Annotated in this window: 20 protein-coding genes; 11 read left to right on the forward strand and 9 right to left on the reverse strand. The window is 26.5% G+C overall.

What is annotated here, in order from left to right; translation table 11 throughout:
- The first annotated feature begins 1 nt into the window (after nt 1).
- Nucleotides 2-508 carry a dihydrofolate reductase gene (locus Bfest607_RS00640; protein ID WP_500838395.1) on the forward strand — a complete coding sequence of 169 codons (507 nt, stop codon included), beginning with the start codon at nt 2-4 and terminating at the stop codon, nt 506-508.
- Nucleotides 509-537: 29 nt separating this feature from the next.
- Here Bfest607_RS00640 and Bfest607_RS00645 read toward each other — a convergent pair whose 3' ends face one another.
- From Bfest607_RS00645 to leuA, 9 genes are all read right to left on the reverse strand, one after another.
- Nucleotides 538-1359 (reverse strand): symmetrical bis(5'-nucleosyl)-tetraphosphatase, encoded by an 822-nt coding sequence (locus Bfest607_RS00645; RefSeq protein ID WP_500838396.1) that lies wholly within the window; start codon nt 1357-1359, stop codon nt 538-540.
- A gap of 106 nt (nt 1360-1465) precedes the next feature.
- Nucleotides 1466-2275 (reverse strand): 16S rRNA (adenine(1518)-N(6)/adenine(1519)-N(6))-dimethyltransferase RsmA, encoded by an 810-nt coding sequence (rsmA, locus tag Bfest607_RS00650; RefSeq protein ID WP_500838397.1) that lies wholly within the window; start codon nt 2273-2275, stop codon nt 1466-1468.
- A complete protein-coding gene (gene pdxA, locus Bfest607_RS00655; RefSeq protein WP_500838398.1) occupies nt 2241-3287 on the reverse strand; it encodes a 4-hydroxythreonine-4-phosphate dehydrogenase PdxA in 1047 nt (348 codons plus the stop codon). The genes rsmA and pdxA overlap by 35 nt, the downstream gene beginning before the upstream one ends.
- Entirely contained in the window at nt 3259-4560 is a 1302-nt protein-coding gene (locus tag Bfest607_RS00660; protein WP_500838399.1) for a peptidylprolyl isomerase, read from the reverse strand. Before Bfest607_RS00660 ends, pdxA begins: the two co-directional genes overlap by 29 nt.
- A gap of 57 nt (nt 4561-4617) precedes the next feature.
- Nucleotides 4618-7008, reverse strand: coding sequence for an LPS assembly protein LptD (gene lptD, locus Bfest607_RS00665; protein WP_500838400.1), 2391 nt, complete (start codon nt 7006-7008; stop codon nt 4618-4620).
- Nucleotides 7009-7214: 206 nt separating this feature from the next.
- The gene (gene leuD / locus Bfest607_RS00670) at nt 7215-7832 is read right to left on the reverse strand and encodes a 3-isopropylmalate dehydratase small subunit (protein ID WP_500838401.1); all 618 of its coding nucleotides are present in this window, start codon (nt 7830-7832) and stop codon (nt 7215-7217) included.
- A gap of 21 nt (nt 7833-7853) precedes the next feature.
- A complete protein-coding gene (leuC, locus tag Bfest607_RS00675) occupies nt 7854-9260 on the reverse strand; it encodes a 3-isopropylmalate dehydratase large subunit (RefSeq protein ID WP_500838402.1) in 1407 nt (468 codons plus the stop codon).
- 11 nt (nt 9261-9271) lie between these two features.
- Nucleotides 9272-10384, reverse strand: a complete 1113-nt coding sequence (gene leuB, locus Bfest607_RS00680) for a 3-isopropylmalate dehydrogenase (protein ID WP_500838403.1) — start codon at nt 10382-10384, stop codon at nt 9272-9274.
- 32 nt (nt 10385-10416) lie between these two features.
- Nucleotides 10417-11976: a 2-isopropylmalate synthase gene (gene leuA / locus Bfest607_RS00685; RefSeq protein ID WP_500838404.1), complete on the reverse strand. Its 1560-nt coding sequence runs from the start codon at nt 11974-11976 to the stop codon at nt 10417-10419.
- 477 nt (nt 11977-12453) lie between these two features.
- Here leuA and rsmH point away from each other — a divergent pair, with 477 nt between their 5' ends.
- The 10 genes from rsmH (at nt 12454) to murC (ending at nt 24743) form a co-directional block, all read left to right on the forward strand.
- Nucleotides 12454-13443, forward strand: coding sequence for a 16S rRNA (cytosine(1402)-N(4))-methyltransferase RsmH (gene rsmH, locus Bfest607_RS00690; protein ID WP_500838405.1), 990 nt, complete (start codon nt 12454-12456; stop codon nt 13441-13443).
- Nucleotides 13421-13738 (forward strand): cell division protein FtsL, encoded by a 318-nt coding sequence (gene ftsL, locus Bfest607_RS00695; protein ID WP_500838406.1) that lies wholly within the window; start codon nt 13421-13423, stop codon nt 13736-13738. The genes rsmH and ftsL overlap by 23 nt, the downstream gene beginning before the upstream one ends.
- 173 nt (nt 13739-13911) lie before the next feature.
- Nucleotides 13912-15546: a penicillin-binding transpeptidase domain-containing protein gene (locus Bfest607_RS00700; protein WP_500838407.1), complete on the forward strand. Its 1635-nt coding sequence runs from the start codon at nt 13912-13914 to the stop codon at nt 15544-15546.
- Nucleotides 15547-15586: 40 nt separating this feature from the next.
- Entirely contained in the window at nt 15587-17104 is a 1518-nt protein-coding gene (gene murE, locus Bfest607_RS00705) for a UDP-N-acetylmuramoyl-L-alanyl-D-glutamate--2,6-diaminopimelate ligase (protein WP_500838570.1), read from the forward strand.
- A 19-nt stretch (nt 17105-17123) separates the two neighbouring features.
- Nucleotides 17124-18509 carry a UDP-N-acetylmuramoyl-tripeptide--D-alanyl-D-alanine ligase gene (gene murF, locus Bfest607_RS00710; protein WP_500838408.1) on the forward strand — a complete coding sequence of 462 codons (1386 nt, stop codon included), beginning with the start codon at nt 17124-17126 and terminating at the stop codon, nt 18507-18509.
- Nucleotides 18510-18527: 18 nt separating this feature from the next.
- The gene (gene mraY / locus Bfest607_RS00715; RefSeq protein WP_500838409.1) at nt 18528-19586 is read left to right on the forward strand and encodes a phospho-N-acetylmuramoyl-pentapeptide-transferase; all 1059 of its coding nucleotides are present in this window, start codon (nt 18528-18530) and stop codon (nt 19584-19586) included.
- 7 nt (nt 19587-19593) lie between these two features.
- On the forward strand, nt 19594-20934 hold the full coding sequence (murD, locus tag Bfest607_RS00720) for a UDP-N-acetylmuramoyl-L-alanine--D-glutamate ligase (RefSeq protein ID WP_500838410.1): 1341 nt from the start codon (nt 19594-19596) through the stop codon (nt 20932-20934).
- Nucleotides 20935-21009: 75 nt separating this feature from the next.
- Nucleotides 21010-22146 carry a cell division protein FtsW gene (gene ftsW / locus Bfest607_RS00725; protein ID WP_500838411.1) on the forward strand — a complete coding sequence of 379 codons (1137 nt, stop codon included), beginning with the start codon at nt 21010-21012 and terminating at the stop codon, nt 22144-22146.
- A complete protein-coding gene (murG, locus tag Bfest607_RS00730) occupies nt 22143-23234 on the forward strand; it encodes an undecaprenyldiphospho-muramoylpentapeptide beta-N-acetylglucosaminyltransferase (protein ID WP_500838412.1) in 1092 nt (363 codons plus the stop codon). Before ftsW ends, murG begins: the two co-directional genes overlap by 4 nt.
- Before the next feature lie 12 nt (nt 23235-23246).
- Nucleotides 23247-24743 carry a UDP-N-acetylmuramate--L-alanine ligase gene (gene murC / locus Bfest607_RS00735; RefSeq protein WP_500838413.1) on the forward strand — a complete coding sequence of 499 codons (1497 nt, stop codon included), beginning with the start codon at nt 23247-23249 and terminating at the stop codon, nt 24741-24743.
- Nucleotides 24744-24833: the final 90 nt, after the last annotated feature.

The following is a 24833-nucleotide window of genomic DNA, read 5'->3' on the forward strand; positions in this document are numbered from 1 at the left end:
TATGATAAGTTTAATATCTATAATGACAATTAATCATGTTATTGGAAGAAAAAATATTATTCCTTGGCGTTTTTCTATAGATATAGATTGGTTTAAATATCATACTATTAATAAAGTAATTATTATGGGTAGAAAAACGTTTGAATCCATAGGAAAAAAACCGTTATCCAAAAGGATAAATGTAGTATTAAGTAATCAATTGTTAAATAGCGATATAAAAAATGGTGTTATTTTTGTAAATAGTCCTTATAAGGCATTGTCAAGATCTTTAATGAATAAAAATAAGGAAATTATGATTATAGGAGGAGAATCATTGTACAATTTGTTTTTTCCACAATGCACCAGGATGTATTTGACATATATTAATGTTATCTATAAGTATGGTGATACATGGTTTCCTCATTATAAAAGAAGAGATTGGAATATAACATATAATGTTTATAAAACATTTAAATCTAGAAGTAATCGGATTTATAGTTTGAATTTTAAAATTCTTGATCGTTATTAATAAGTTTATATTAATCCTGTAATATAGAATTATAGAGTAAGAGCACAAGATTCTTGTATAATTTTTTTATCTTCCCATCTTAATAAAGTTAATTTTCCTCCCCAACAACAACCAGAATCTAATCCATAAATTTTATCAGAAATTTTGGTATTGTTTAATGATGCCCAATGTCCAAAAATTATACTATATCCAGTAATAGTTGTTAATTTCGATAAATTAAACCAAGGATATATATTTGGTGGAGCAAATCGAGGAAGATCTTTATATTTTAAATTTAAAGTTCCATCTAAGTAAACATATCTCATTTTAGTGAATGCAGTAAGATTGTTTTGTATTTTTTTTAATTGGTTAATGTGAATATTGTAAGTTTCTATTGTATCTTTTTTTTGTGTGTCATTTAAAAATAATAACATAGGTTGATTACTAATTAAGATATTTTCTATTTCTTGAGCATATAATTTTGTTTGATTAATACTCCATTTAGGATGAATTCCAGCGTGACTCATTAATATTTTTTTATTATTATCAATATAAAGTATGGGTTGATGACGTAACCAATATATTAATTCATCTACATCTGAAGCATTAAGAATATCCTCGAAGTGATGATTTTTTTTTGTTTCATAAAAATATGTTTTTAACAGATGTAAATCATGATTGCCTAGTACTGCACAAGCGTTCTTTTTTAAACTTTTAATAAAACGCAGTACCTCTAACGAATTTGGACCTCTGGAAACTAGATCTCCTGTAAGATAAAGAAAATCAATATTTGGATCAAAATTTACATGATCTAATATATTTCTTAAGTTTGTATAACAACCATGTACATCTCCAACAAAATAAGTAGTCATTGTCACCTATAATACTAATGATATATAATGCCTGATTGTTACTTTATAAAATAAGTAATTAATATTTGTACTAATTATAACAATTTTGTTTTTTTAATCAACATTATTAGCATTTGTTACGTAAGATATCTGCAAGCAGACAAAATTGTTGAACAGTTAGATTTTCTGGTCTTGATTTAATATCAAGACCATACTGTTTTATTTCTTTTATATTAAAAAGTGAAGATAGACTATTTTTAATCATTTTTCGTCTTTGGTGAAAAGCAATTTGAGTAATCAAAGATAGTGATTTTATGTCAGTAATTGGATAAGGAGTATATGTATGATAAGGAATAAATTTTATCATCATAGATTCTACTTTTGGAATGGGTATAAATGATGTTTTTGATACTTCCAACAATGGTGATACTTTATAGTGATATTGAGTCATAATACTTAATCTTCCGTATTCCTTATTATTAGGTTGCGCTATAATTCGCTGACCTACTTCTTTTTGTAACATAAAATGCATATCAAAAATAATATCAGTATATTTAAATAAATATATGATTAGTTTTGTAGCGATATTATATGGTAAATTTCCTATTAATCGAATTTTTTGATTAGAGTTTGGAGAAATAAGATGAAAAAAATTTACTTTCATGACATTTGTATTTAAAATTTTTAATTTTTTAGTTTTAAAAATTTTTAAAAGTTTTTTAGTTAAAAGAGAATCGAGTTCTATTACTGTTAAAAAATCAACAAACTTTAGTATTGGCTTAGTTAAAGCTCCTAAGCCTGGCCCAATTTCTACTATAACTTGATTTTGATGAGGTTGAAATATATCAATAATGGAATCAATTATATGTTGATCTTTTAAAAAATTTTGTCCCCATTTTTTTTTAATTATATGTTGTTTGTATTGTATTTTTTGCATAATTACTAGAGTTTTTTATCATATTAATAGCGGTATTGATAGCGATATTTATACTATTAGCATTCGCAATACCTAAACCAGCTAATTTTAAGGCACTACCATGATCAACAGAAGTTCTAATAAAAGGTAATCCAAATGTAATATTGACAGATTTTCCAGGTCTAGAAAATTTTAGTACAGGTAATCCTTGATCATGGTACATAGCTAAGATCACGTCTGCATGACGTAAGTATTGTGTTTGAAAAATAGTATCTGCAGATAAAGGTCCGGTAATATCACAATTAATATTTGATTTTTTTAAATTATTTAAAGCAGGTATAATAATATCAATTTCTTCTGACCCAATGAATCCTGATTCTCCAGAATGTGGATTTAAACCACATACATAAATTTTAGGGCGTAAAATATTAAAATATTTTTGTAATCCTGTTACAAGAACACTGATGGTATTATGAATAGATTGTTGAGTAATAGATTTTGATACAGAAGAGATAGGAATATGTGTAGTTAATAATGCTACTTTTAATGTATCATTGCTTAACATCATTACAGGTGGTGTATTTATATCACTAATTTTAGCAAAAAATTCAGTATGTCCATAAAACGGTATTCCTCCTTTGTTTAGAATAGCTTTATTTATTGGACCAGTGACTATAGCTGAGAATTCTCCATTTATGCAACCTTTGGTAGCTCTATTTAAGGTATTAATCACATAATGATTATTAGCTATATTTAATCTTCCTGGAATAACGGAACTAAATAATGATACGTTTAATATAGATGATTCTCCGGGTTTGAATGGAAATATTTTTTTATCAACATGGTATGGCCATAATTTTAATGGCAGATTGATTCTTTTTGCTCTATCTAGTAATAAATTAGCATCTGCACATATAATTAATTCCACAGGCCACTTTTTTTGAATAGCCATAACAACTATATCTGGCCCGATACCAGATGGTTCTCCTGGAGTGATGATAATTCTATGGTGTTTTTTGTTGTAAATAGTCATTTTTATTAAGAATTTTGATGTATGATTCAGATTTTAATTCGTAAATCCAGTTATTTAAGTTTTCATTAAATTTTTGGCTTAATAAATATAAATAAGCACGTTCTCGTATTATTTCAGAATAGTTTAATTTTTCAATATCTATTAATTTAATTATACCCCATGTATCAAAAATATACATAGGATCACTAATTTGATTTTTCTTTAGAGAAAGCAAGGATTTTTGTATTGATAAATTAAAGTTGTTTAAATCTATCCATTTTTCTAAAACACCGTAATTTTCAGAGTAAAAATCTTTTGATTTTTCTTTAATTACTAGATCAAATGTAATATTTCGGTTTTTAAGTTCTTCTTTAATATTAAGTAATTGTTTTTTTACATCTTGTATGTCAGATATATTTTTGGATAAAATACTATTTATTTTTACTCTAATGATTGGAAAAATAGTTTTTTCAGAACGTATATCTTGAATTTCCAAGATATGAATACCATCATGTGAATGAATTGGCCCAATAATGTCACCTGCTTTAACTATTTGTAAATATTGATCGAAAATCATTGGGATATCTTTCCACGAAATCCATGATGATTTATTTACTGTAATTCTTGGGAAAATACTGTTATTGTAATATGTATGTATTAAATTTTGAGTATTTTTTTTAGATTTTATCGTGTGTATTAATAATTTTGATAAATTATTTGAAATATTAATTTGATCTAATGATGGATGTATAGGTAATTCAATAATAGTGTGTATTAGTTTAAATTTTTTATTAATATCAATGAAGTTTGAGTGTTGAATTATTTTATTTATTTCATATGAAGAAATATTAATACGTTGGTATATAGTTTGATTACATATAAGTTTATTGAGTATTTCTTGACGTATTTCTGAGCAATATTGTTTATAATTTAATCCATATTTGTTTAGTTTTAAAAGAAATTGATGGGTTGTCATGTTTCTAGAAGAAGCTATATGATCAATTATATTATCAATTTGATTATAGTCTATATTAATATTTTTTTTATTTGCTATTTGAGTAATTAGATTATCTATAATTAATTGGTTTAATGCAGTATGGTATAGATTTTTATCTTGAATAAGATAATGTGTAAAATTGGACGGATTTAATTTGATGATATTAATTTTATTTAAAACATCACTGTGCAGAATGATATTATTATTAACTAAAGCTACAATTTTATCTGTAATTTGTTCAGTACAATACGTTGTATTTGTTTGCAATAAAAATAAAATTAAAAATAATAATTGCATGTATTTCATTATATATACAAATAATTATGGATTAATGTTGTAATAATATGTTTTGCACTACATATTATTAATATAGGGTATCATACTAGATTGTAAAAGTTTATAGGGATTTAGATAAAATTTAGATTTTGAATTATTTATTTTAAAGTAAAATTGTATTTTTTTGTCATATAGTCCAGTATTTAATGCATTATTCCAGTTAATAATTTTTTGTTCAAAAAATATGGTAAAAATCCAGCAAGGATTAAATCGTTGTATTCCTATAGCTTGATTAATAACATGATTATATTTTGTATTGTAATATTGCGAATAACTTATTGTCCAATTTTTTAATAATGGACAAAAAATAATAGCTCCTAATTGAGAAATTGTTTGGTGATATATTGACGAATTAGGATGAGTTAAGTGTTTTTTTAGATATTTTGAATTAATATATTTATAATTTATTTGAAATATATGTTTATTTTTTTTGTTATGTTCTAATATAATGTTACCAAAATAAAATTCATTAATAGGGATATAGTATTGTATTTCGGAATGTATATTCCAGTAATTGTTTATATTCCAATGTCCCATTCCGGAAATTAATAAAAATTTTTGAATAAATTGATGAAAATAACATTTATAGATATTGTTGTAATGTGTACAAAAGTTGTGTTGTTTTATGCTTAAAATATTACCTATAGATAGGTAAAATAATTCATTATGTTTTTCAAGGCATCGAGCGGTTATGCTACTTGTAATTTGATTAGAAGGTTCTATTCGATCTAGTCCACTATATATAGAATTATAAAATAAATTATTATAAGTTGTATGAATCATTTTAGTATCATATATTCCAATATTTCTTTGGAAATGATAAGGAACATATAAATATTGAAATTTTGGTTCTAAAAAGTATTTATATTGTTTAGAGGTGTTTGTTTTTTTTTGAAAAATCATATTTCCTTGTATTTTAAATTGAGGAATAATTCGATTTATATTTTTTTGTAAATAATTTATTTTATCTTGTTGTGAATTATAATAATTGATATTATTTTGTTGATAATGTGTAATTTTAAGTTTTGCTTCTCCGTTTAATTTGCCCCAGAAGTTGTTTATTATAAAATTTACTGTTGGTTCTGTGTGCATTCTTATTGATGTAGGATAAATATAATGGGATGGGATAAATTGTGAAAATTGATTAAATATTTGAAAGTAAAGTAATTTTTTGTAGAGATTAGAGTATATATATAATTCTAATTGTGGAGATGCTTTATAAATTGGGTACTTTTTTTGGTGTATTTTGTTGACATAAAAGTTATCGTTTTTCAGATAAAATAGGTTTATTTTATAGTGTTTATTGTTGTAATAACAAAGAATTTTCTGATTTATAATATTGTTGTCAGGTAATTTAGTATTTATTTTTGTGGTTTTCTTATTTAAAGAAAAATCAGAATTGTTGTTTATTATGTAATCAATATCGCAATGCCATTTGTTACATATAAATCCATTATGTTTCCAGTATAATTTATAGAATATATTAGAACAGGAAACATAAGAAGGGTATGTTGAATTATTTTTTATAATATTTGCAATAATGAACCCAAATCCTGGTTTTAATGAATAATGTATTTTAGTTTTTAATTTAATTTTTGAATTAGATATAAAACATGGAGAAATAACTCCAGAATAATATTTTGAAAAAATCAAAGGGTATGGTATTTCTAATATTATTCCATGTTTTGCACTGTATTTGATATTAGGAACATAAGACTCTACAATTTCTTTTTTGTCCAAAGAAAAAGATAAATACGGACTATAAAATATCGGAATTTTTTTTATTGTACAGCGTGCATCCCAAATATCAATGTTATTTTTATGATGATCATAAACTATTTTTGAACCTATTATATTCCAGGTATCTTTATTAGAAGAACATGTAGTAAATTTTCCTTGACTTAAAATGGTATAGCGATAGTGTTCATTTTGAATAATACATGCTGCTTTTCCTCGAATATTCGATTTAAATATATAATACTCACTGTTGTAAAATTTTATTTTTTTGTTATTTAAATTAAATTGAGCAGAAGATCCTTTTAATTGAATATAATTATTTTGAAAACATACATTATTTTCAGCATATAGTATTGGTTTGTATAATTTACAATTATTGTGATAATAAAAAATTGTTAATTTATCAGATTTAATAGTATCATTATTTTGTTTAATATTGATATTACCGAAAAATTGAATTTTTTTAGGATAATCAATTTCTATTTTATCGGAATGAATATGTATTGTTGTATATAAATGTGTTTTAGTATTGAAATTGTTATTTTGTAAAATTTGTGATGTATTTAAATAATATAGATTATTTTGAGAATTGTGAGTTAGTGATGCTTGCGTATAGAGTGCTAAATAAATTAAACTGATAAATTGTATTGTACGGTATAATTTTAGTATCATTAATTTATTGTTAAGTTATACATAATATAAAAATACTAATTTGTATAAGTTTACTTATAAATATAAACATAATATGTTATTTATTATAATATTATTTAATATATTAATATTTTTAATAAATTATGTTTATATGAATATAATAGGGTGGTTTATAAAGTATAAATATTTTTGAGTTTATAGTATAAATAACATTATCATTTGAGTCTTTATTTAAAGAAATTAGGTTGATTATCTTCATATTTTTTAATTGTTGAGTGATATTTTAAAGTTAGATTAATTTTGTCTAAATCGTTAATCATAAAATTTTTATGAAAATCACTTATTTGAAATGAATATTTTTTATTTTTAGTCAATATTGTTTTAGTGTATAAATTGACAGTTACACTCATTACTTCATTAGTGTATGTTTCTATTTCTTTAAATAAAAAATTTACTTCTAGTTCTGGTAATATTGCAAGTAGTAATCGATTATTAAAACTATTTTTGTAAAAAATGTCTGCAAAACTTGGCGCTATAATTACTCGAAATCCATAATCAACAAGAGCCCATACTGCATGTTCTCGAGAGGAACCACATCCAAAATTTTTTTGAGTTAATAAAATGCTAGCGTTTTTATAATTTGAATTATTCAGTATGAAATTATAATTAAGAGTTTTAGTTGTGTTTCCTAAAAAACGCCAATTAAAAAATAAATATTTTCCAAAATTATCTCTGGTAGTTTTTTGTAAGAATTGCTTGGGAATAATACAATCAGTGTCAATATTAGCAATATCTAAAGGCAATATAATTCCTGTATGTTTATTAAATGGTGTAGTGATGTTCATATTTTTTCTCAGCAGTTTGTGTTAATTGATAAAATATGTGCGAATATCAACAAAATGCCCAGCAATGGCAGCAGCTGCTGCCATTGCTGGGCTTACTAAATGAGTTAATCCTCCTCTTCCTTGTCTTCCTTCAAAATTTCTATTACTTGTGGAAGCACATCGTTCTCCTTTGCTTAATCTATCATCGTTCATAGCTAAACACATTGAACAACCAGGTAAACGCCATTCGAATCCTGCCTTTAAAAATATAGAATCTAATCCCTCTTTTTCTGCTTGTTTTTTGACTAATTTAGATCCAGGAACTACTATCGCTTGAATATGATCAGAAATCTTATAACCTTTAATAATGTTAGCAGCAGATCGTAAATCTTCAATTCTTGAATTAGTACATGATCCTATAAATACTTTATTTATTGGAATATCTGTTAAATAAGTATCAGGTTTTAATTTCATGTAGTATAGTGCTTGTTCTGCAGATTGCCGCTCTATAGGATTATTAAAAGATTCTAATTTTGGTATAGGTTGATCAATAGAAATTACTTGACTAGGATTAGTTCCCCAAGTTATTTGAGGTTTAATATAGGATACATCAAAGTTAAATATTTTATCAAAATAAGCATCGTCATCTGAGTATAAAGTGTTCCAATATATGAGAGCTTGTTCCCAATTCTTGTTAGTAGGGGAAAATTTTCTGTTTTTTAGATAATTATAAGTAATTGAATCTGGAGCTATTAAAGCAGAAACAGCTCCCATTTCAACAGACATGTTACATAAAGTCATTCTTTCTTCCATACTTAATTTTTTAATAATGTCTCCAGAAAATTCTACTATATGATTAAATGCTCCTCCATTTCCTACTTGTCCAATGATAAATAAAATAAGATCTTTTGCTGTAATTTTATGAGGCATTATTCCAAATAAATTAATTTTCATAGATTTATGTCTAGGTTGACGTAAAGTTTGCGTTGCTAACACATGTTCTATTTCTGATGTTCCAATACCAAAAGATAAAGCTCCGAAAGCTCCATGAGTTGAAGTATGTGAATCTCCACATGCAATTGTCATTCCGGGTAACACAATACCTTGTTCTGGAGCTAAAACATGAATAATTCCTTGATTAGGATGATTTAGATCGAATAATTTAATTTCAAAATCTTTACAATTTTTAGTTAATTGGTTTAGTTGAATTCGAGCTGTTTTTTTAATTAAATTAAAATCTTTTAAGATAGTAGGAACATTATGATCCATAGTAGCAAAAGTTTTATTAGGTTTTCTAACTTTACGGTTCTTAATTCTAATAGATTCAAAAGCTTGAGGAGATGTGACTTCATGCAACAAATGACGATCAATATATAATATAGGTACATCATTTTTATCTTCGTGTACTATGTGTGTATTATATATTTTTTGATACAGTGAATGCCCCATAATAATACCTCTTATTTATTTTGTATTTTATATATTAATGAAGTTATAATATCACCCATTTCATTAGTGCCTACTATTACGTTTTCTTGATTATTTTCTGTAGATATATCTGGAGTACGATATCCTAATGTTAATGCAGAATATACTGCTTGTTCAATAATTTTAGCGATATGATCTAACTGTAAACTATATCTAAATAATAAAGCAGTAGAAAGAATTTGAGCTATAGGATTAGCTAAGTTTTTTCCAGCAATATCTGGTGCAGATCCTCCGGCTGGTTCATATAATCCAAAATTATTTTCATTAAGACTAGCAGAGGGTAGCATTCCTATTGATCCACTAATCATAGCACATTCATCTGATAAAATATCTCCAAATAAATTTGGGCATAAAATGACATCAAATCCAGATGGATTTCGAATTAATTGCATAGCAGCATTATCTACGTATAAATGTTGTAATTGAACATTTGGATAATAATGTGTGGCTAATTTTGATACTGTTTCTCTCCATAAAACAGAGGTGTTCAATACATTAGCTTTATCTACAGAGGTAACATGTTTTCGTCTTGTTTGAGCCAATTTAAATGCAAAATGAGCAATACGTTCAATTTCGAATCGGTGATATATAGCAGTATCAAATGCATGTTCTTTTAATTCTGTTCCAGATCGTCCTCGAGATTGGCTAAAATAAATACCTCCTGTTAATTCTCGAACACATGCAATATCCAATCCATTAGAAATAATTTTTGATTTTATGGGAGATAAATTTATTAATTTATTAGGTAAATATACAGGTCTTAAGTTAACAAATAAATTAAAATATTTTCTTAAGGTTAACAATGCTCCATATTCCGGTCTTTCAATTCCTTGCAGATGATCCCATTGAGGTCCTCCAACCGCTCCGAATAATATTGCGTCCGATTGTTCACAACATTTTATGGTATTGTCGGAAAGGGGAGTGCCTTCTGAATTAATTGCATTTCCACCTATTTTGTACTCTGTAGTAGTAATATTAATTTTAAAATTGTTTTTTACTGTATTTATTACTTTAAGAGCTTGCTTTATAATCTCTGGTCCTATACCATCACCTGGTAATATTGCAATTCGGTAGTTATCTTTCATAAATATTTTTACATTGTTTAAAGTATTAGTTATTATTCATTATGTTGTTTATCATATACACGGTTTTTTATAATTTGTTTTGTACGCCAAATATTATTTAAAGCTTGAATTATAGCTGTAATTGATGCATCAATAATGTCCACAGATAATCCTATACCATGAAAATTTCGATTTTTATATGATATTACAACATTGACTTGCCCTAAGGCATCACGATCGTAACCTTTAGAACGAAGTGTATATTTTTCTAAACTTATAGGTAATTTTGTGATATTTATTAATGCTTCATAGATTGCACTAATTGGTCCAGTTCCTATTGTTGAACAGGAATATATGTATTTTTGATTGCCACAATATAATTCAATACAGGCTTCGGATACTCCAGATGAATCAGTACGAATATTAAAGGATTTTATTTTAAAATATTCTATTTGATCATGGGAATTATCTGTAAAAGCCAATGCTTCTAAATCATAATCAAATACTCTTCCTTTTTGATCAGCTAATTTTAGAAAAACATTATATAATTTATCCATGTTATAATCTTTATCTTGATAACCCATTTTTTTCATATGGTATTTTACTGCTGCTCTTCCAGATCTAGATGTTAAGTTTAATTGCATTTTTTTTAATCCGATACTTTCAGGAGTCATAATCTCGTAATTTTCTCTATTTTTTAAGATTCCGTCTTGATGAATACCTGAAGAATGAGAAAATGCGTTGGATCCAATTATTGCTTTATTTGATGGGATGGGTATATTACATAATTGACTGACTGTTTTGCATGTATTATAAATTTCTTCATGATGTATATTAGTATACGCATGTAGGATATCTGCACGTATCTTGATAGCCATAATTACTTCTTCTAAGGCGGCATTTCCTGCTCGTTCTCCAATACCATTCATGGTTCCTTCAACTTGTCGGGCTCCAGCTTGTATAGCAACAATAGAATTTCCAACTGCCATTCCTAAATCATTATGACAATGAACAGAGATTATGGCTTTATCAATAGTAGGCACTTTGTTGTGTAAAGAAGTAATAATTGTTCCAAATTGATATGGAGTAGTATATCCGACAGTATCTGGGATATTAATCGTTTTAGCTCCAGCTTGTATAGCAATTTCAACTATACGGCATAAGTTATCTATTGAAGTACGTCCTGCATCTTCAAAAGAAAATTCAATATCATCAGTATATTTTCTTGCATATTGTATTGAATGAATAGTCATTTCTATAATTTGATTAAAATTTTTTCTTAATTTAGATGTAATATGTATGTTAGATGTTGGTAAAAATATATGTATTCTAAAATTTTGTGCGATTTTTAAAGCTTCAGCTGCTATGTCAATATCTTTTTCCACGCATCTTGCTAAACCACATATTGTACTATCTTTTATTTGTTGTGCTATTGTTCGTACTGATTTAAAGTCTCCTGGAGAAGATATTGGAAATCCAACTTCTATTATATCTATTCCTAATTTTTCTAATGCAAAAGCGATTTGAAGTTTTTCATTAACTTTCAAACTAGTTTGTAAAGATTGTTCCCCATCACGTAAAGTTGTGTCAAAAATAATTACTTGTTTCTTCATAGGATTAAAATATTCATTTTTGATGAAATGTTGAGAAACAGGTTAAATACCTATTAATACAATAGTGTTAATTTTTAATATTAAGGTATTTGATATCTGTATAATAATAAATTATTACATTAAACTTAATTAAATCTAATTAAATATAATTTGTCAACTATAAATCATATAAAATACTATTATTCTAATAATAACAAGTATATTATAGTGTGTTATGATGAAATGCAAAGTATATATTGAATATGTTTGATAAATAAAATAATCTTATTATATGGGAAATAGGCTTGTATATTGTCATAATATAACTATTTATTATTGTCAATTTAAATTAAATTTTTTTGTATTAATTGTTTTGAATTTCTATTGAGGAAATAGTAATAATAGTGTACTAGATATATAATACAAATATAAATTGTTGTGTGTATATTAAATAAAATTATATTTAAACCTTAAATACAGGATGGTTTGATTATTTTTATGAATCATAAAAGTGTATTATTATATGAAGCAGTAGAAGCTCTAAATATTGATCCTTCTGGAATTTATATAGATGGAACATTTGGAACAGGAGGTCATTCAAGATTGATTTTATCTAAATTGTCGAAATTAGGTCGATTGATAGCATTAGATAGAGATCAGTTATCTGTTAAAATTGGAAAAACAATTGCTAAACATGATCGTAGATTTTCTATTATTCATACTTCATTTTCTAAAATATCGGATTATATTTATGATATGAACCTTATAGGTTCTATTAATGGCATTTTATTAGATTTAGGAGTATGTTCAACTCAGTTATTTGATGCTAATCGTGGTTTTTCATTTATTCAAGATGGTCCATTAGATATGCGTATGGATGTTACTATGGGAAAAACTGCAGCTCAATGGATAGCTGTATCGTCTCGAGAAAGTATTGAATGGGTTTTAAGAAATTTTGGGGAAGAAAGATTTTTTAAAAAGATTACGCAATCTATTCTGTTGCATAGAAAAACTCGACCTATTACTAGAACGAGTGAATTGTCAAAAATTATTAGTGATGTGGTTGTATTAAATCGTACAAAAAAATATAGTTGGAATAAGCATCCTGCAACTCGTAGTTTTTTAGCAATTCGTATGTATATTAATGATGAATTAAAAGAGATAATAAGTATATTAAAAGACGTGTATAATTTATTATCCAATAAGGGTAGATTAGTAGTTATTAGTTTTAATTCTTTAGAGGATCGTTTAGTAAAAAATTTTATTTGTAAGCATAGTTGTATTGCTTTAGAACTTCCTAAATTAGCTTTGACTGAAACCCAAATAATTAATATTTATTCAAATAAATATCAATTTAAAAATATGGGAAAGATAATACCAACTAAACAAGAAATTAAAGCAAACGTACAAGCTCGTTCTGCAATTTTACGTTATGCTGAAAAAATAGATACTTATATGTATACACATGAGCAATCAAAAACGATTTAATCTTATCAGAATTATTTACACTGATTTATGTATTTATGGAAAATTACAATTAATTTTATTATTATTAATTGTAATGTCTGCTGTTGCAGTTATTTTGATAACCTACCAAACTAGATGTATGATTATAAAGCGTGAACAATTATTTTTAGAAAAAAATGTATTAGATTTAGAGTGGAATAATTTAATATTTAATAAAAAAAAATTATCTGATCATATGCGGATTGAATATATTGCTGTTAATAATTTACAAATGCGTTATACAAATCCTATCTTAGATAAGCTTGATATAAAATAAATAAGTAAAGAGTGACACATGTGTGTAAAATTTTTTTATTATGGATAAATAAATATAGAACAATATAGTAGTAATTGATAATATCTCAATTATTAATTATAAGACTAGATATGAATTTTATGGGTTTTTTTATCAAAAAACGTTTATATATATTATATATTAGTATTTTTTTAATGTTTTTTATTTTAAGTTTAAGATTAATTTATTTACAAATTGTATCTGCAAATTATTTGATTCATGAGGGTAATAAACGTTCATTAAGAATAAAAAGTATTTCAGAAGCTAGGGGAATTATTACTGATAGAATGGGTCGATTATTAGCAATTAATATTCCTACTACTTCTATTTGGATTGATCCTCAAGTGGTCAATCAATATAAAGAAATTGATGCTAATATTGCAAAGTGGACAGCATTATCTGGTCTTTTAAATTTTCCTTTAAAAAAATTGCTGTGTTTTGTACAAAATCATAGTTCAGAACGTTTTTTGTATTTATCACGACAGGTAGATTCCACTACAGCGCAACAGATAAATCAATTGAAAATACCCGGAATATATGTACAACAAGAATTAAAACGGTATTATCCTGTTGGTTCTGCAGCAGCTCATCTTGTTGGAATAACTAATATAGATAATCAAGGCATTGAAGGAGTAGAAAAAAGTTTTAATGATCGGTTATCTGGATTGCCTAGAACACGATTAGTTTATCAAGATCGATTAGGAAGAATAGTAGAAGATATTAATTTATTGAATCAAGGAAAACATTCTAAAAATGTTATGTTAACTATTGATGAACGTTTGCAGTATTTAGCATTTAAGGAGTTAAATGATGCTGTTAATTTTCATAAAGCAGAATCTGGTAGCGCAGTATTAATAGACATTAATACTGGTGAGGTTTTAGCTATGGTAAATAGTCCATCATATGATCCTAATAATTTTTCGACTATAGAAAAAGCGATGATGAGAAATAGAGCCATTACTGATATTTTTGAACCAGGGTCAACAGTAAAACCTATTGTAGTAATGACAGCACTGAAAAATAATATTATAAATAAAGATAGTATAATTAATACGTTGCCTTACATGATTAATGGTCATCAGGTAAAAGATGTATCATACAATAGTATGTTAACTATTAGTGAAATTTTAAAAAAATCTAGTAATGTTGGTATCTCTAAATTAGCGTTGGCTATGCCTGTATCTACTTTGATTGATGCATATTTGAATTTTGGTATAGGACAACTAACAAATGTTGGATTAGTAGGAGAAAGTAGGGGGAAAATATATTCATCTGATCGATATGATTCTATTATAGAACATGCTGCTCTTTCATATGGGTATGGATTAATGATAACTCCATTACAATTAGCTAGGATTTACGCTATTATTGGGGGGTTGAGTTTATCTCATCAACTTTCTATTATTAAGATAAATCAATCTGTTGTTCCTGTAATATCTTCTGAAAATCGAGTATTTTCAAGATCGTTGATGCGTACTGTCATAGATATGATGGAAGTTACGACTGTATCAAATAGTGGTTGTTATCAAGCTGCAATTGAAGGATATCGAGTTGCAGTTAAAACAGGAACTATTAAAAAAGTTGGATCTCAAGGAAAATATATTAATAGATATATTGCGTGCACAGCTGGAATAGCGCCATCTAGTAATCCAAGATTTGCATTGGTAGTAGTAATTAATGATCCAAAAAATGGAGTTTATTATGGAGGAGTGGTATCTGCTCCAGTATTTAAATCAATTATGAGTAATGCATTAAGGTTAATGAATATAAGTCCAGATTTTTTGAAGTGATATAATATTATATAGGATGAAGTATTTGAATAATTATTGTATGCTTCCTATGCATGAGTTGCGTGAGCTTCTTATGCCATGGGGTTTTAATGAGTTAATTCCATATCCACTAATTTTAACAGAGTTAAAATTAGATAGTAGGAGCGTTACTTTTGGAGATTTATTTATAGCAGTAAAGGGGTATAAAACTGATGGAAGATTATATATTCATCATGCTCTTGAAAAAGGAGCAGTTGCTGTTTTATTGGAGTCTAATACTAATTTTGTAATATACGATATTATTTGTAATATTAATACACTTATACCTATTATTCATTTTCATAAGTTACGTAAATATATATCTAGTATAGCAGGAAGGTTTTATGGTTATCCATCGAGACATTTAGATTTGATTGGAGTGACAGGAACTAATGGCAAAACTACTATTAGTCATTTATTAGTTAATTGGATAGAACTATTAGGAGAGAAAAGTGCTGTAATGGGTACTTTAGGGAATGGTATGTTAAGTAATATAAATGCTTCTAATTATACTACGTCTTCTGCTATTGATGTTCAAAAAATGTTAAGTCAATTTATTAAAAATGGAATTAAATTTGTTGCGATGGAAATATCATCGCACGGATTAGTTCAATATCGTGTAGATGCACTAAATTTTGATGTGGCAATATTCTCAAATTTAACATCTGATCATTTAGATTATCATGGGGATATTTATAAATATGAAATGGCTAAATGGAGATTGTTTAATGATTTATATGTTGATCATTATGTAATTAATGCTGATGATTGTGTTGGATATAAATGGTTATTGCATTTGCCTGATTCAGTAGCAGTAACAGTTCAAAATAATTTGCCTAAATTTTGGAAGGGAAAATGGATAAAATTAATTAAAGCAAATTATCATTATCATGGATCTGATATTATTTTTGATTCTAGTTGGGGAACAGGGGAGATTCATACTCAATTATTAGGAGAGTTTAATGTTAGTAATTTATTGCTAGCTTTAGGGGCTTTATTAATTTTAGAGTATCCTTTAATAGAATTATTAAAATTATCATCTAGATTAAAACCTATATGCGGACGATTAGAGAAATTTCAATTGTATAATAGACCTACGATTATAATTGATTATGCTCATACTCCAGATGCCTTAGAAAAGGTTTTAATATTTTTAAGTACATTGTTATATAAGAACGGGAAATTATGGTGTATTTTTGGTTGTGGTGGTGATAGGGACAAAATAAAACGTTCAAAAATGGGGGAACTGGCAGAGCGATATTCTGATCACGTAATTATAACTAATGATAACCCACGTACTGAAAATGCTCAATTAATTATAAATGATATTATTATGAAAATAAAATATTCTAAAAAAATAAGAATTATTCAAGATCGTATTCAAGCGATAAAAACTGTTATTTATCAAGCTAATTTAAAAGATTTAATATTAATTGCTGGAAAAGGACATGAAAGATATCAAATTATAGGTGATAATTACATAAAATATTCTGATCAAGATGTCGTGATAAATGCTTTGATGAATTATTATACTTTATGATAAATATAAATATGTGATTATGATTCCATTAAAACTTTATGAAATAGCATCTATTGTAAATGCTAAAATTATTGGTATGAATGTTATAATTAATGCGATTAGTATTCATTCTGGTTTAATTGAAAAACAATGTATGTTTATAGCATTAGTAGGTAAGCGTTATGATGGACATAATTTTGCAAACCAGGCGGTTATTTCTGGAGCGAAAGCATTATTGGTAAATCGTTATTTATTATTGCATATACCTCAGTTAATAGTTCATGATACTCATGATGCTTTGTTAAAAATAGCTGAATGGATGCGTCATCAAGTATCTTCAAAAATTATTGCTATTACTGGATCAAGCGGAAAGACTTCAGTGAAAGAAATGACTGCATCTATATTAAGAAATTGTGGAAAAGTAATAGCAACTCAAAAAAATTATAACAATTTTATAGGAGTATCTATAACATTATTAAGATTAACATATAAAGTTAAATTTGCAATTATTGAATTAGGATCTAATAAGTGTGGAGAATTAAAAAAATTAGGAAAAGCTATTTGTGCTGACGTAGCTTTAGTGAATAATATTTTTTCATCTCATTTATCAGGATTTGATTCATTGGATGTAATAAAACAGGAGAAAGGAGAAATTTTTTCTGGTGCATCAAGTAATGATGCTCAAGCTGTCATAAATTTAGATAATAATGCTATTTTAATATGGCGTTTAGCACTATTGAATTTTAAAAAAATATGGAATTTTTCTTTACACAAAAACACAGGTGTTGATTTTTTTGCAAGTCATATTATTTTATATACATATGGAATTCAGTTTGTTTTGCATAGTCCATGTGGATCTTCTCCTGTGTTCTTACCCCTATTAGGTATACATAATGTATCTAATGCTTTAGCTGCTAGTGCACTTGCTTTTTCTGTAGGAGCTAATTTGTTTGATATTGTATATGGATTGCAAAAAATGCATGCTTTACCTGGTAGATTATTTCCATTTATTTTAAATAAAGGTAAATTATTATTAATAGACGATACTTATAATTCTAATATTGGATCGATGATTGCAGCAATTAATGTTTTGAATATGATGCCTGGTTATCGTATATTAGTAGCAAGTGATATGTTGGAATTAGGAGATTTAAGAAGGTCACAATATTATCATATTAGTATTGGTAAATTATTAAAAAGAAGCAATATTGATCAAATAATGACTATAGGAGCTTTTAGTTATTGTATATTAAGAGTGTTTAAGAAAGGCAGACATTTTCAAAAAAAAACTGAATTAATTTTTTATTTAAATAAAATTTTATTTCAAAATCGGCCTATTAGTATTTTAATAAAAGGTTCTAGAAAGTTTAAAATGGAACAGGTAGTAGATGCTATTAAAAGTAATTATAATGTTGTTATTAAATAATATAAAAGAAATTACGTAATGATGTATTTTTTTATATCTAGTATTGAATATTCTGTTTTTTTTAGAAGTATTGCTAGTTTATTTTTTGCTTTGTTTATTTCTTTAGGAATAGGATTTATTATTATTTCATGGTTACGTCATTGTTGTATGTTTCAAATAATTCGAGTAGAAGGTCCTGAAACTCATCAATTAAAACATAACACTCCTACAATGGGAGGTATAATCATGTTAATATCATCAATCATATCGATATTAATATGGGCTGATTTATCAAATATATATGTATGGTATGTATTATGTATATTTATCGTATATGGATTGTTAGGTTGGATTGATGATTTTTTAAAAGTAACACGACAAAATACTTTAGGGGTGAATGTTTTAAATAAATATTTTTGGCAAACATTAATTGCTTTATTATTAAGTATTACCATGTGTATTACAAAAATAGATTACATAAATACAAATTTAGAAGGATGGGCTTATTTTACAAATATTATATCTAAATTAGATATTTGGAGTGTTTTATTATCATATTTTGTAATTGTAGGTACAAGTAATTCAACTAATTTATCTGATGGATTGGATGGATTAGCAATTGTTTTGATAATATTAGCAACTATTGGATTATCTGTTATAGCATGGATTAGTAGTAGTGTATATTTTTCAGGTTATTTAAATGTGTCATATATTTTTTTAGCTCAAGAATTAGTAGTTATATGTGCTGCTATTGTAGGAACAGGACTTGGATTTTTATGGTTTAATAGTTATCCAGCACAAATATTTATGGGAGATACAGGTTCGTTATCATTTGGTGGAGCAATTGGAGTAATTACTGTATTATTACAACAAGAATATTTGTTATTAGTGATAGGTGGCATATTTGTATTAGAATCATTGTCTGTAATTATTCAAGTGAGTTGTTTTAAAATTTTTAAAAAAAGAATATTTAAAATGACTCCTATTCATCATCATTTTGAATTACAGGGATATTCAGAGCCAAAGTTAGTTGTACGATTTTGGATTATATCTTTAGTTTTAATGTTACTTGGTTTAACTATTTTTATTTTGAAATAGTATAGTTATGAATAGAAGAGATTACAGAAAATCACGAGTTGTAATTATTGGATTAGGAGTTACTGGACTGTCTTGTTTGAATTTTTTTTTAATGCGAGGAGTTTTACCTAAGGTTATCGATACTAGATTATATCCTCCTAAACTGAATAAGTTGCCTAATTTTGTTAAATTTTGTTTTGGAAGATTATGCAGTTCATGGATATTAAATGCTGATTTGATAGTAATTAGCCCTGGAGTACGATTAGATAATCCTGTATTAATGGAAGCTAAAAGAGTAGGAATAGAAATTATTGGAGATATTGAATTATTTGTTCGGGAAATAACTGTTCCAATAATCGCTATTACTGGATCAAATGGGAAAAGCACAGTTACTAGATTAGTCAATAATATGGCTAAATCTGCTGGATGGAAAGTCGGAGTTGTTGGAAATATTGGAATTCCTGCTCTCACTTTGTTAAATCAGAAATATCAGTTATATATATTAGAAATATCGAGTTTTCAATTAGATGTAACGTATAGTTTATGTGCTACAGCTGCTACTATTTTAAATGTTAGTGAAGATCACATGGATCGATATTCAGATGGATTTTTATCATATAGTCGTTCTAAAAATAGAATTTATAATAATGCTATTACTTGTGTGGTAAATTCTTTAGATCCTTTAACATATCCATCGTTATCTTGTAATTATGAGCATCTTGTAAGATTTGGGAAGAATTCAGATTCTTCAGATTACCGCATAGAATACTATAAAGGAAGTAACTGGATAGTTATATATAATAAATATATATTAAATTGTCTTGAATTAAAAATGAGTTATCATATTTATTATTATAATAATATCTTATCTGCTTTAGCTTTATCAGATAGTGTTAATATTCCTCGTATGGCATCTTTAAAATCCTTAAAGTGTTTTTTTGGATTACCGCATCGTTTTCAATTAATTTATGAAAATCATGATGTACGATGGATTAATGATTCTAAAGCTACTAATTCGGGAGCTACTAAAATAGCAATTAATACTTCTGTATCTATGTTATCAGGTAATCTTCATTTATTATTAGGAGGAGATAAAAAATTAGCTAATTTTGATGGATTAAAAGATTTAATTAAAAAATATGAAGTACACTTATATTGTTTTGGAAAAGATGGATTATTTTTGACAGAGTTTGGTTCTAGAAATGTTTTTTTAACTAAAAATATAATTGATGCAATGTATATTATTGCACGAAGAGTAAAGAGAAAAGATATAGTATTATTGTCTCCAGCATGTTCCAGTTTAGATCAGTTTTTATCATTTAAGTTTAGAGGAATTTTATTTACTTATTTAGCTCAAAGATTAGGATAATATATAGAAGTGTATATTTTAAATAAAATGATAATTTTAAAATTTTTTAGCAAGAAAATAAGATCTGTATTATAGATGACGTTATTATATGATCGGGTATTATTTGGATTGTTATTGGGAATGATTTGTATTGGTTTTATTATAGCCAGTTCTGGATCTATTCCAATAGGTATAAATATATCAGGGGATCCCTATTTTTTTATAAAACGAGCGATCATTTATTATAGTATTACTTTTATCGTATGTTTAATAATATTAGGATTACCTATAACTACTTGGAAAAGTTATAATTTTATAATGTTGTTGTGTAGTTTTGTAATGTTGATAATAGTGTTAGTTTTTAATAATACTATCAATGGAGCTTCAAGATGGATAATATGGGGATCTTTCTGTATTCAGCCTTCGGAGTTGTCAAAGTTATCTTTTATTTTTTATCTTGCTAATTATTTAGAACGTAAGTTAATAGAAGTACGTAATACTTTTTGGGGTATATGTAAACCCATTATAATAATGTTATTGTTATCATTGTTATTATTAGGACAGCCAGATTTTGGTAGTATTATAATTTTATTTATTATTACTTTGTATATGTTGTTTTTGTTTGGAGCAAAATTATGGAAACTAATGTTAATATTCATATTAAATATATTTTTAATTACTGTATCTATCGTTTTAAAACCTTATCGTATTCAACGAATTCTATCTTTTTGGGATCCTTGGCAAGATCCATTTGGTAATGGATATCAATTAACTCAGTCGTTAATGGCTTTTGGTCGAGGTGGATATTTTGGACGAGGGTTAGGAAATTCTATACAGAAATTAGAGTATCTTCCTGAGTCGCATACTGATTTTGTTTTTTCTGTTTTATCAGAAGAATTAGGATTAGTAGGGTCGATTTTAGTATTATTAGTATTGTTCGTGATAGTATTTCGAGCTATGATTATTGGTACTAGTGCATTATATTGTCATCAAAAATTTTCTAGTATTTTAGCTTATTCTATTGGAATATGGTTAGGAGTACAAACATTTATTAATGTAGGAGTGGTAAGTGGAATTTTACCTACTAAGGGTTTGACATTTCCTTTTATTAGTTATGGAGGATCTAGTTTTTTGATTACAACAGTGGCAAGTATATTATTAATTCGGATAGATTTTGAAATACGTTTAATTAAAAATCAGGCCTTTTTGAAAAGGAATGAGTATAATAAATGAATGTAAAAAAAAAATTAAAGACGGTTTTGATAATAGCAGGTGGAAGTGGAGGACATATTTTTCCAGGATTATCAGTAGCGCGTTATTTAATAAATCATGGATATAAAGTAGTTTGGTTAGGATCAAAAAATAATATTGAATCCAAATTAGTGCCAATGTATGGAATTAATATTAAATTTATTTATGCTGAAAGATGGCGTGGAAAAAAAATATATAGGAGGCTGATTAAATTACTATTTATAATTTTTTTATCGATGTATCAAGCTGTAAAAATTATAAAATATTGGAAACCTGATATTGCTTTAAGTATGGGGGGGTATGTGTCTGGTCCTAGTAGTATAGCAGTTTTATTATGTAAGATTCCATTAATTATACATGAACAAAATAGAGTTATAGGTTTAACTAATCGATTGTTATCTTTTTTTGCTAAAAAAATATTACAAGGTTTTCCTAATGTTATCAATGGTGCTGTTACATTAGGAAATCCATTACGAAGTACTATTGTCTCTATTCCTGATCCAATTATTCGATGGAAAAATCGTACTGGTCCAATTCGGGTTTTGGTGATTGGTGGAAGTAATGGAGCTTATATATTTAATAAAGTTGTACCAAAAATTTTTGAAAGATTATTTAATAAGTTAATTATATGGCATCAATCTGGTGAAAAAGATTTCAAATATGTAATAGAAGCTTATCAACAGATACAACAAAAAACTCACTATAAAATAATGCCATTTATTGATGATATAGCACAAGCATATGCATGGGCAGATATCATAATATCTAGATCTGGAGCATTAACAGTAAGCGAAATAATGTGTGTTGGATTACCTGCAATATTTGTGCCGTTTCCTTATCACAAAGACAAACAGCAATACTGGAATGCCTTACCTTTAGTACAGTCAGGATCAGCAATTATTATTGAACAAAAAAAATTTACTAGTGAATATGTTAGCAAAATTTTAGAGTCTTGGACTCGAAAGACATTACTTATTATGGCTCTAAAAGCTAAATCTTTTACAACACCTAATTCAACAAAATTAGTTGCGCAAACAATAATACAACATTTACATAAAAAAAGCTATTGAAATTTTGTTCATATGCATTTATTACCACCACTAAAAAGTAATATTTTACCTGTAATTAATCGTTATAATATTAAACGAATTCATTTTATTGGAATAGGTGGTGCTGGTATGTGTGGTATCGCCAAGATACTAATGCATCAAGGATATAAAATTACTGGGTCTGATATAAAAAAAAGTGATACAACTCAGCATTTATTAACATTAGGGATAAAAATATTTCTAGGTCACTATTCTAGTAATGTAAATAATGTAGATGTTGTTGTTATATCTAGCGCTATCCGTTGGGACAACCCTGAACTTCAAGCAGCTAAATTTGCAAAAATTCCTATTATGAGACGAGCAGAAGTATTATCTGAATTGATGAGATATAAATATGGAATAGTTATTGCTGGAACTCATGGAAAAACTACAACTACTGCTATGTTAGCTAATATTTATATTGAAGCAGGGTTAGATCCAACTTTTATAAATGGAGCAATAATAAAATCGGAAGGAGTTCAAGCTCGACTCGGATGTAGTCGTTATTTAATAGCAGAAGCAGATGAAAGTGATAAATCATTTTTGTGGTTATATCCTACAGTAGAAATAATTACTAATATTGATTTTGATCATATGGATACATATCAAAAAAAATTTAAACTTCTTAAGCAAGCATTTATTGAATTTTTAAATAATTTACCGGTTTATGGTTATGCTGTAGTATGTATTGATGATCCAGTAATTCGCAGTATATTATTATTGTCTAATATTAATAAAAAAATTATTACTTACGGGTTTAGTAAAGATGCAGATTTATGTATTTTAAATTATTATCAATATATGGGAAAAAGTGAATTTACTATTCTAACAAAAAATAATAAAAAATTACAAATAATTTTAAATATTCCAGGTTATCATAATGTATTAAATGCTACAGCTTCTATAGGCGTATCTATTGAAGAAGGTATACATGATTTAATTATTTCAAAATCTATGTTGAACTTTCAAGGAATAGATCGACGTTTTGAAATTTTAGGATATATTTCTTTAAATAAAATAAATGGTCGAATTGGTAAGTTCATGATAGTAGATGATTATGGTCATCATCCCACTGAATTACGTGCAACTATTATGACTGCTCGTTCTGGATGGCCTAATAAGAGACTAGTAATGATATTTCAGCCACATCGATTTACTCGTACGTATGAGTTGTATGATAATTTTGTTCATGTACTTTCTACTGTAGATGTATTGTTAATATTAAATATTTATTCTGCTGGAGAAGAACCTATTTTAAATATAAATAGTCAATCTTTATGCAATTCAATTAGTAAGTATGGTAAAATTAAACCAGTATTTGTGCCTAACAAATATATTTTGTTAAAAATTTTATCAAAGTTACTTCAAAATGGAGATTTGCTCTTAATCCAAGGAGCTGGTACAATAGGAAACGAGATACGCGATTTATTTCTCAAAAATCAAAAATTTTGTACATTTCAACGCAATAATAACATAAATACTGTACAGTGATAGTTTTATATTTTTTGAATATGATGCTCTTTCATTAGAGAATTTATATAAGTTAAATAAAATAGTTATTTAAATTGCATTAAATGTAAT

The sequence above is a fragment of the Candidatus Blochmannia festinatus (nom. nud.) genome (assembly GCF_059936355.1).

Coding starts and splice junctions, on each gene's coding strand:
- leuD (WP_500838401.1), bottom strand. CDS start 7,832: ATGAACATCACTACACCATTTAATAAACATACAGGAATTATATTGCCT.
- murC (WP_500838413.1), top strand. CDS start 23,247: ATGCATTTATTACCACCACTAAAAAGTAATATTTTACCTGTAATTAAT.
- Bfest607_RS00700 (WP_500838407.1), top strand. CDS start 13,912: ATGTTTTTTATTTTAAGTTTAAGATTAATTTATTTACAAATTGTATCT.
- rsmA (WP_500838397.1), bottom strand. CDS start 2,275: ATGCAAAAAATACAATACAAACAACATATAATTAAAAAAAAATGGGGA.
- ftsW (WP_500838411.1), top strand. CDS start 21,010: ATGACGTTATTATATGATCGGGTATTATTTGGATTGTTATTGGGAATG.
- murF (WP_500838408.1), top strand. CDS start 17,124: ATGATTCCATTAAAACTTTATGAAATAGCATCTATTGTAAATGCTAAA.
- leuC (WP_500838402.1), bottom strand. CDS start 9,260: ATGGGGCATTCACTGTATCAAAAAATATATAATACACACATAGTACAC.
- mraY (WP_500838409.1), top strand. CDS start 18,528: ATGATGTATTTTTTTATATCTAGTATTGAATATTCTGTTTTTTTTAGA.
- rsmH (WP_500838405.1), top strand. CDS start 12,454: ATGAATCATAAAAGTGTATTATTATATGAAGCAGTAGAAGCTCTAAAT.
- Bfest607_RS00645 (WP_500838396.1), bottom strand. CDS start 1,359: ATGACTACTTATTTTGTTGGAGATGTACATGGTTGTTATACAAACTTA.
- murD (WP_500838410.1), top strand. CDS start 19,594: ATGAATAGAAGAGATTACAGAAAATCACGAGTTGTAATTATTGGATTA.
- leuB (WP_500838403.1), bottom strand. CDS start 10,384: ATGAAAGATAACTACCGAATTGCAATATTACCAGGTGATGGTATAGGA.
- Bfest607_RS00660 (WP_500838399.1), bottom strand. CDS start 4,560: ATGCAATTATTATTTTTAATTTTATTTTTATTGCAAACAAATACAACG.
- pdxA (WP_500838398.1), bottom strand. CDS start 3,287: ATGACTATTTACAACAAAAAACACCATAGAATTATCATCACTCCAGGA.
- murE (WP_500838570.1), top strand. CDS start 15,587: ATGCTTCCTATGCATGAGTTGCGTGAGCTTCTTATGCCATGGGGTTTT.
- Bfest607_RS00640 (WP_500838395.1), top strand. CDS start 2: ATGATAAGTTTAATATCTATAATGACAATTAATCATGTTATTGGAAGA.
- ftsL (WP_500838406.1), top strand. CDS start 13,421: ATGAGCAATCAAAAACGATTTAATCTTATCAGAATTATTTACACTGAT.
- leuA (WP_500838404.1), bottom strand. CDS start 11,976: ATGAAGAAACAAGTAATTATTTTTGACACAACTTTACGTGATGGGGAA.
- lptD (WP_500838400.1), bottom strand. CDS start 7,008: ATGATACTAAAATTATACCGTACAATACAATTTATCAGTTTAATTTAT.
- murG (WP_500838412.1), top strand. CDS start 22,143: ATGAATGTAAAAAAAAAATTAAAGACGGTTTTGATAATAGCAGGTGGA.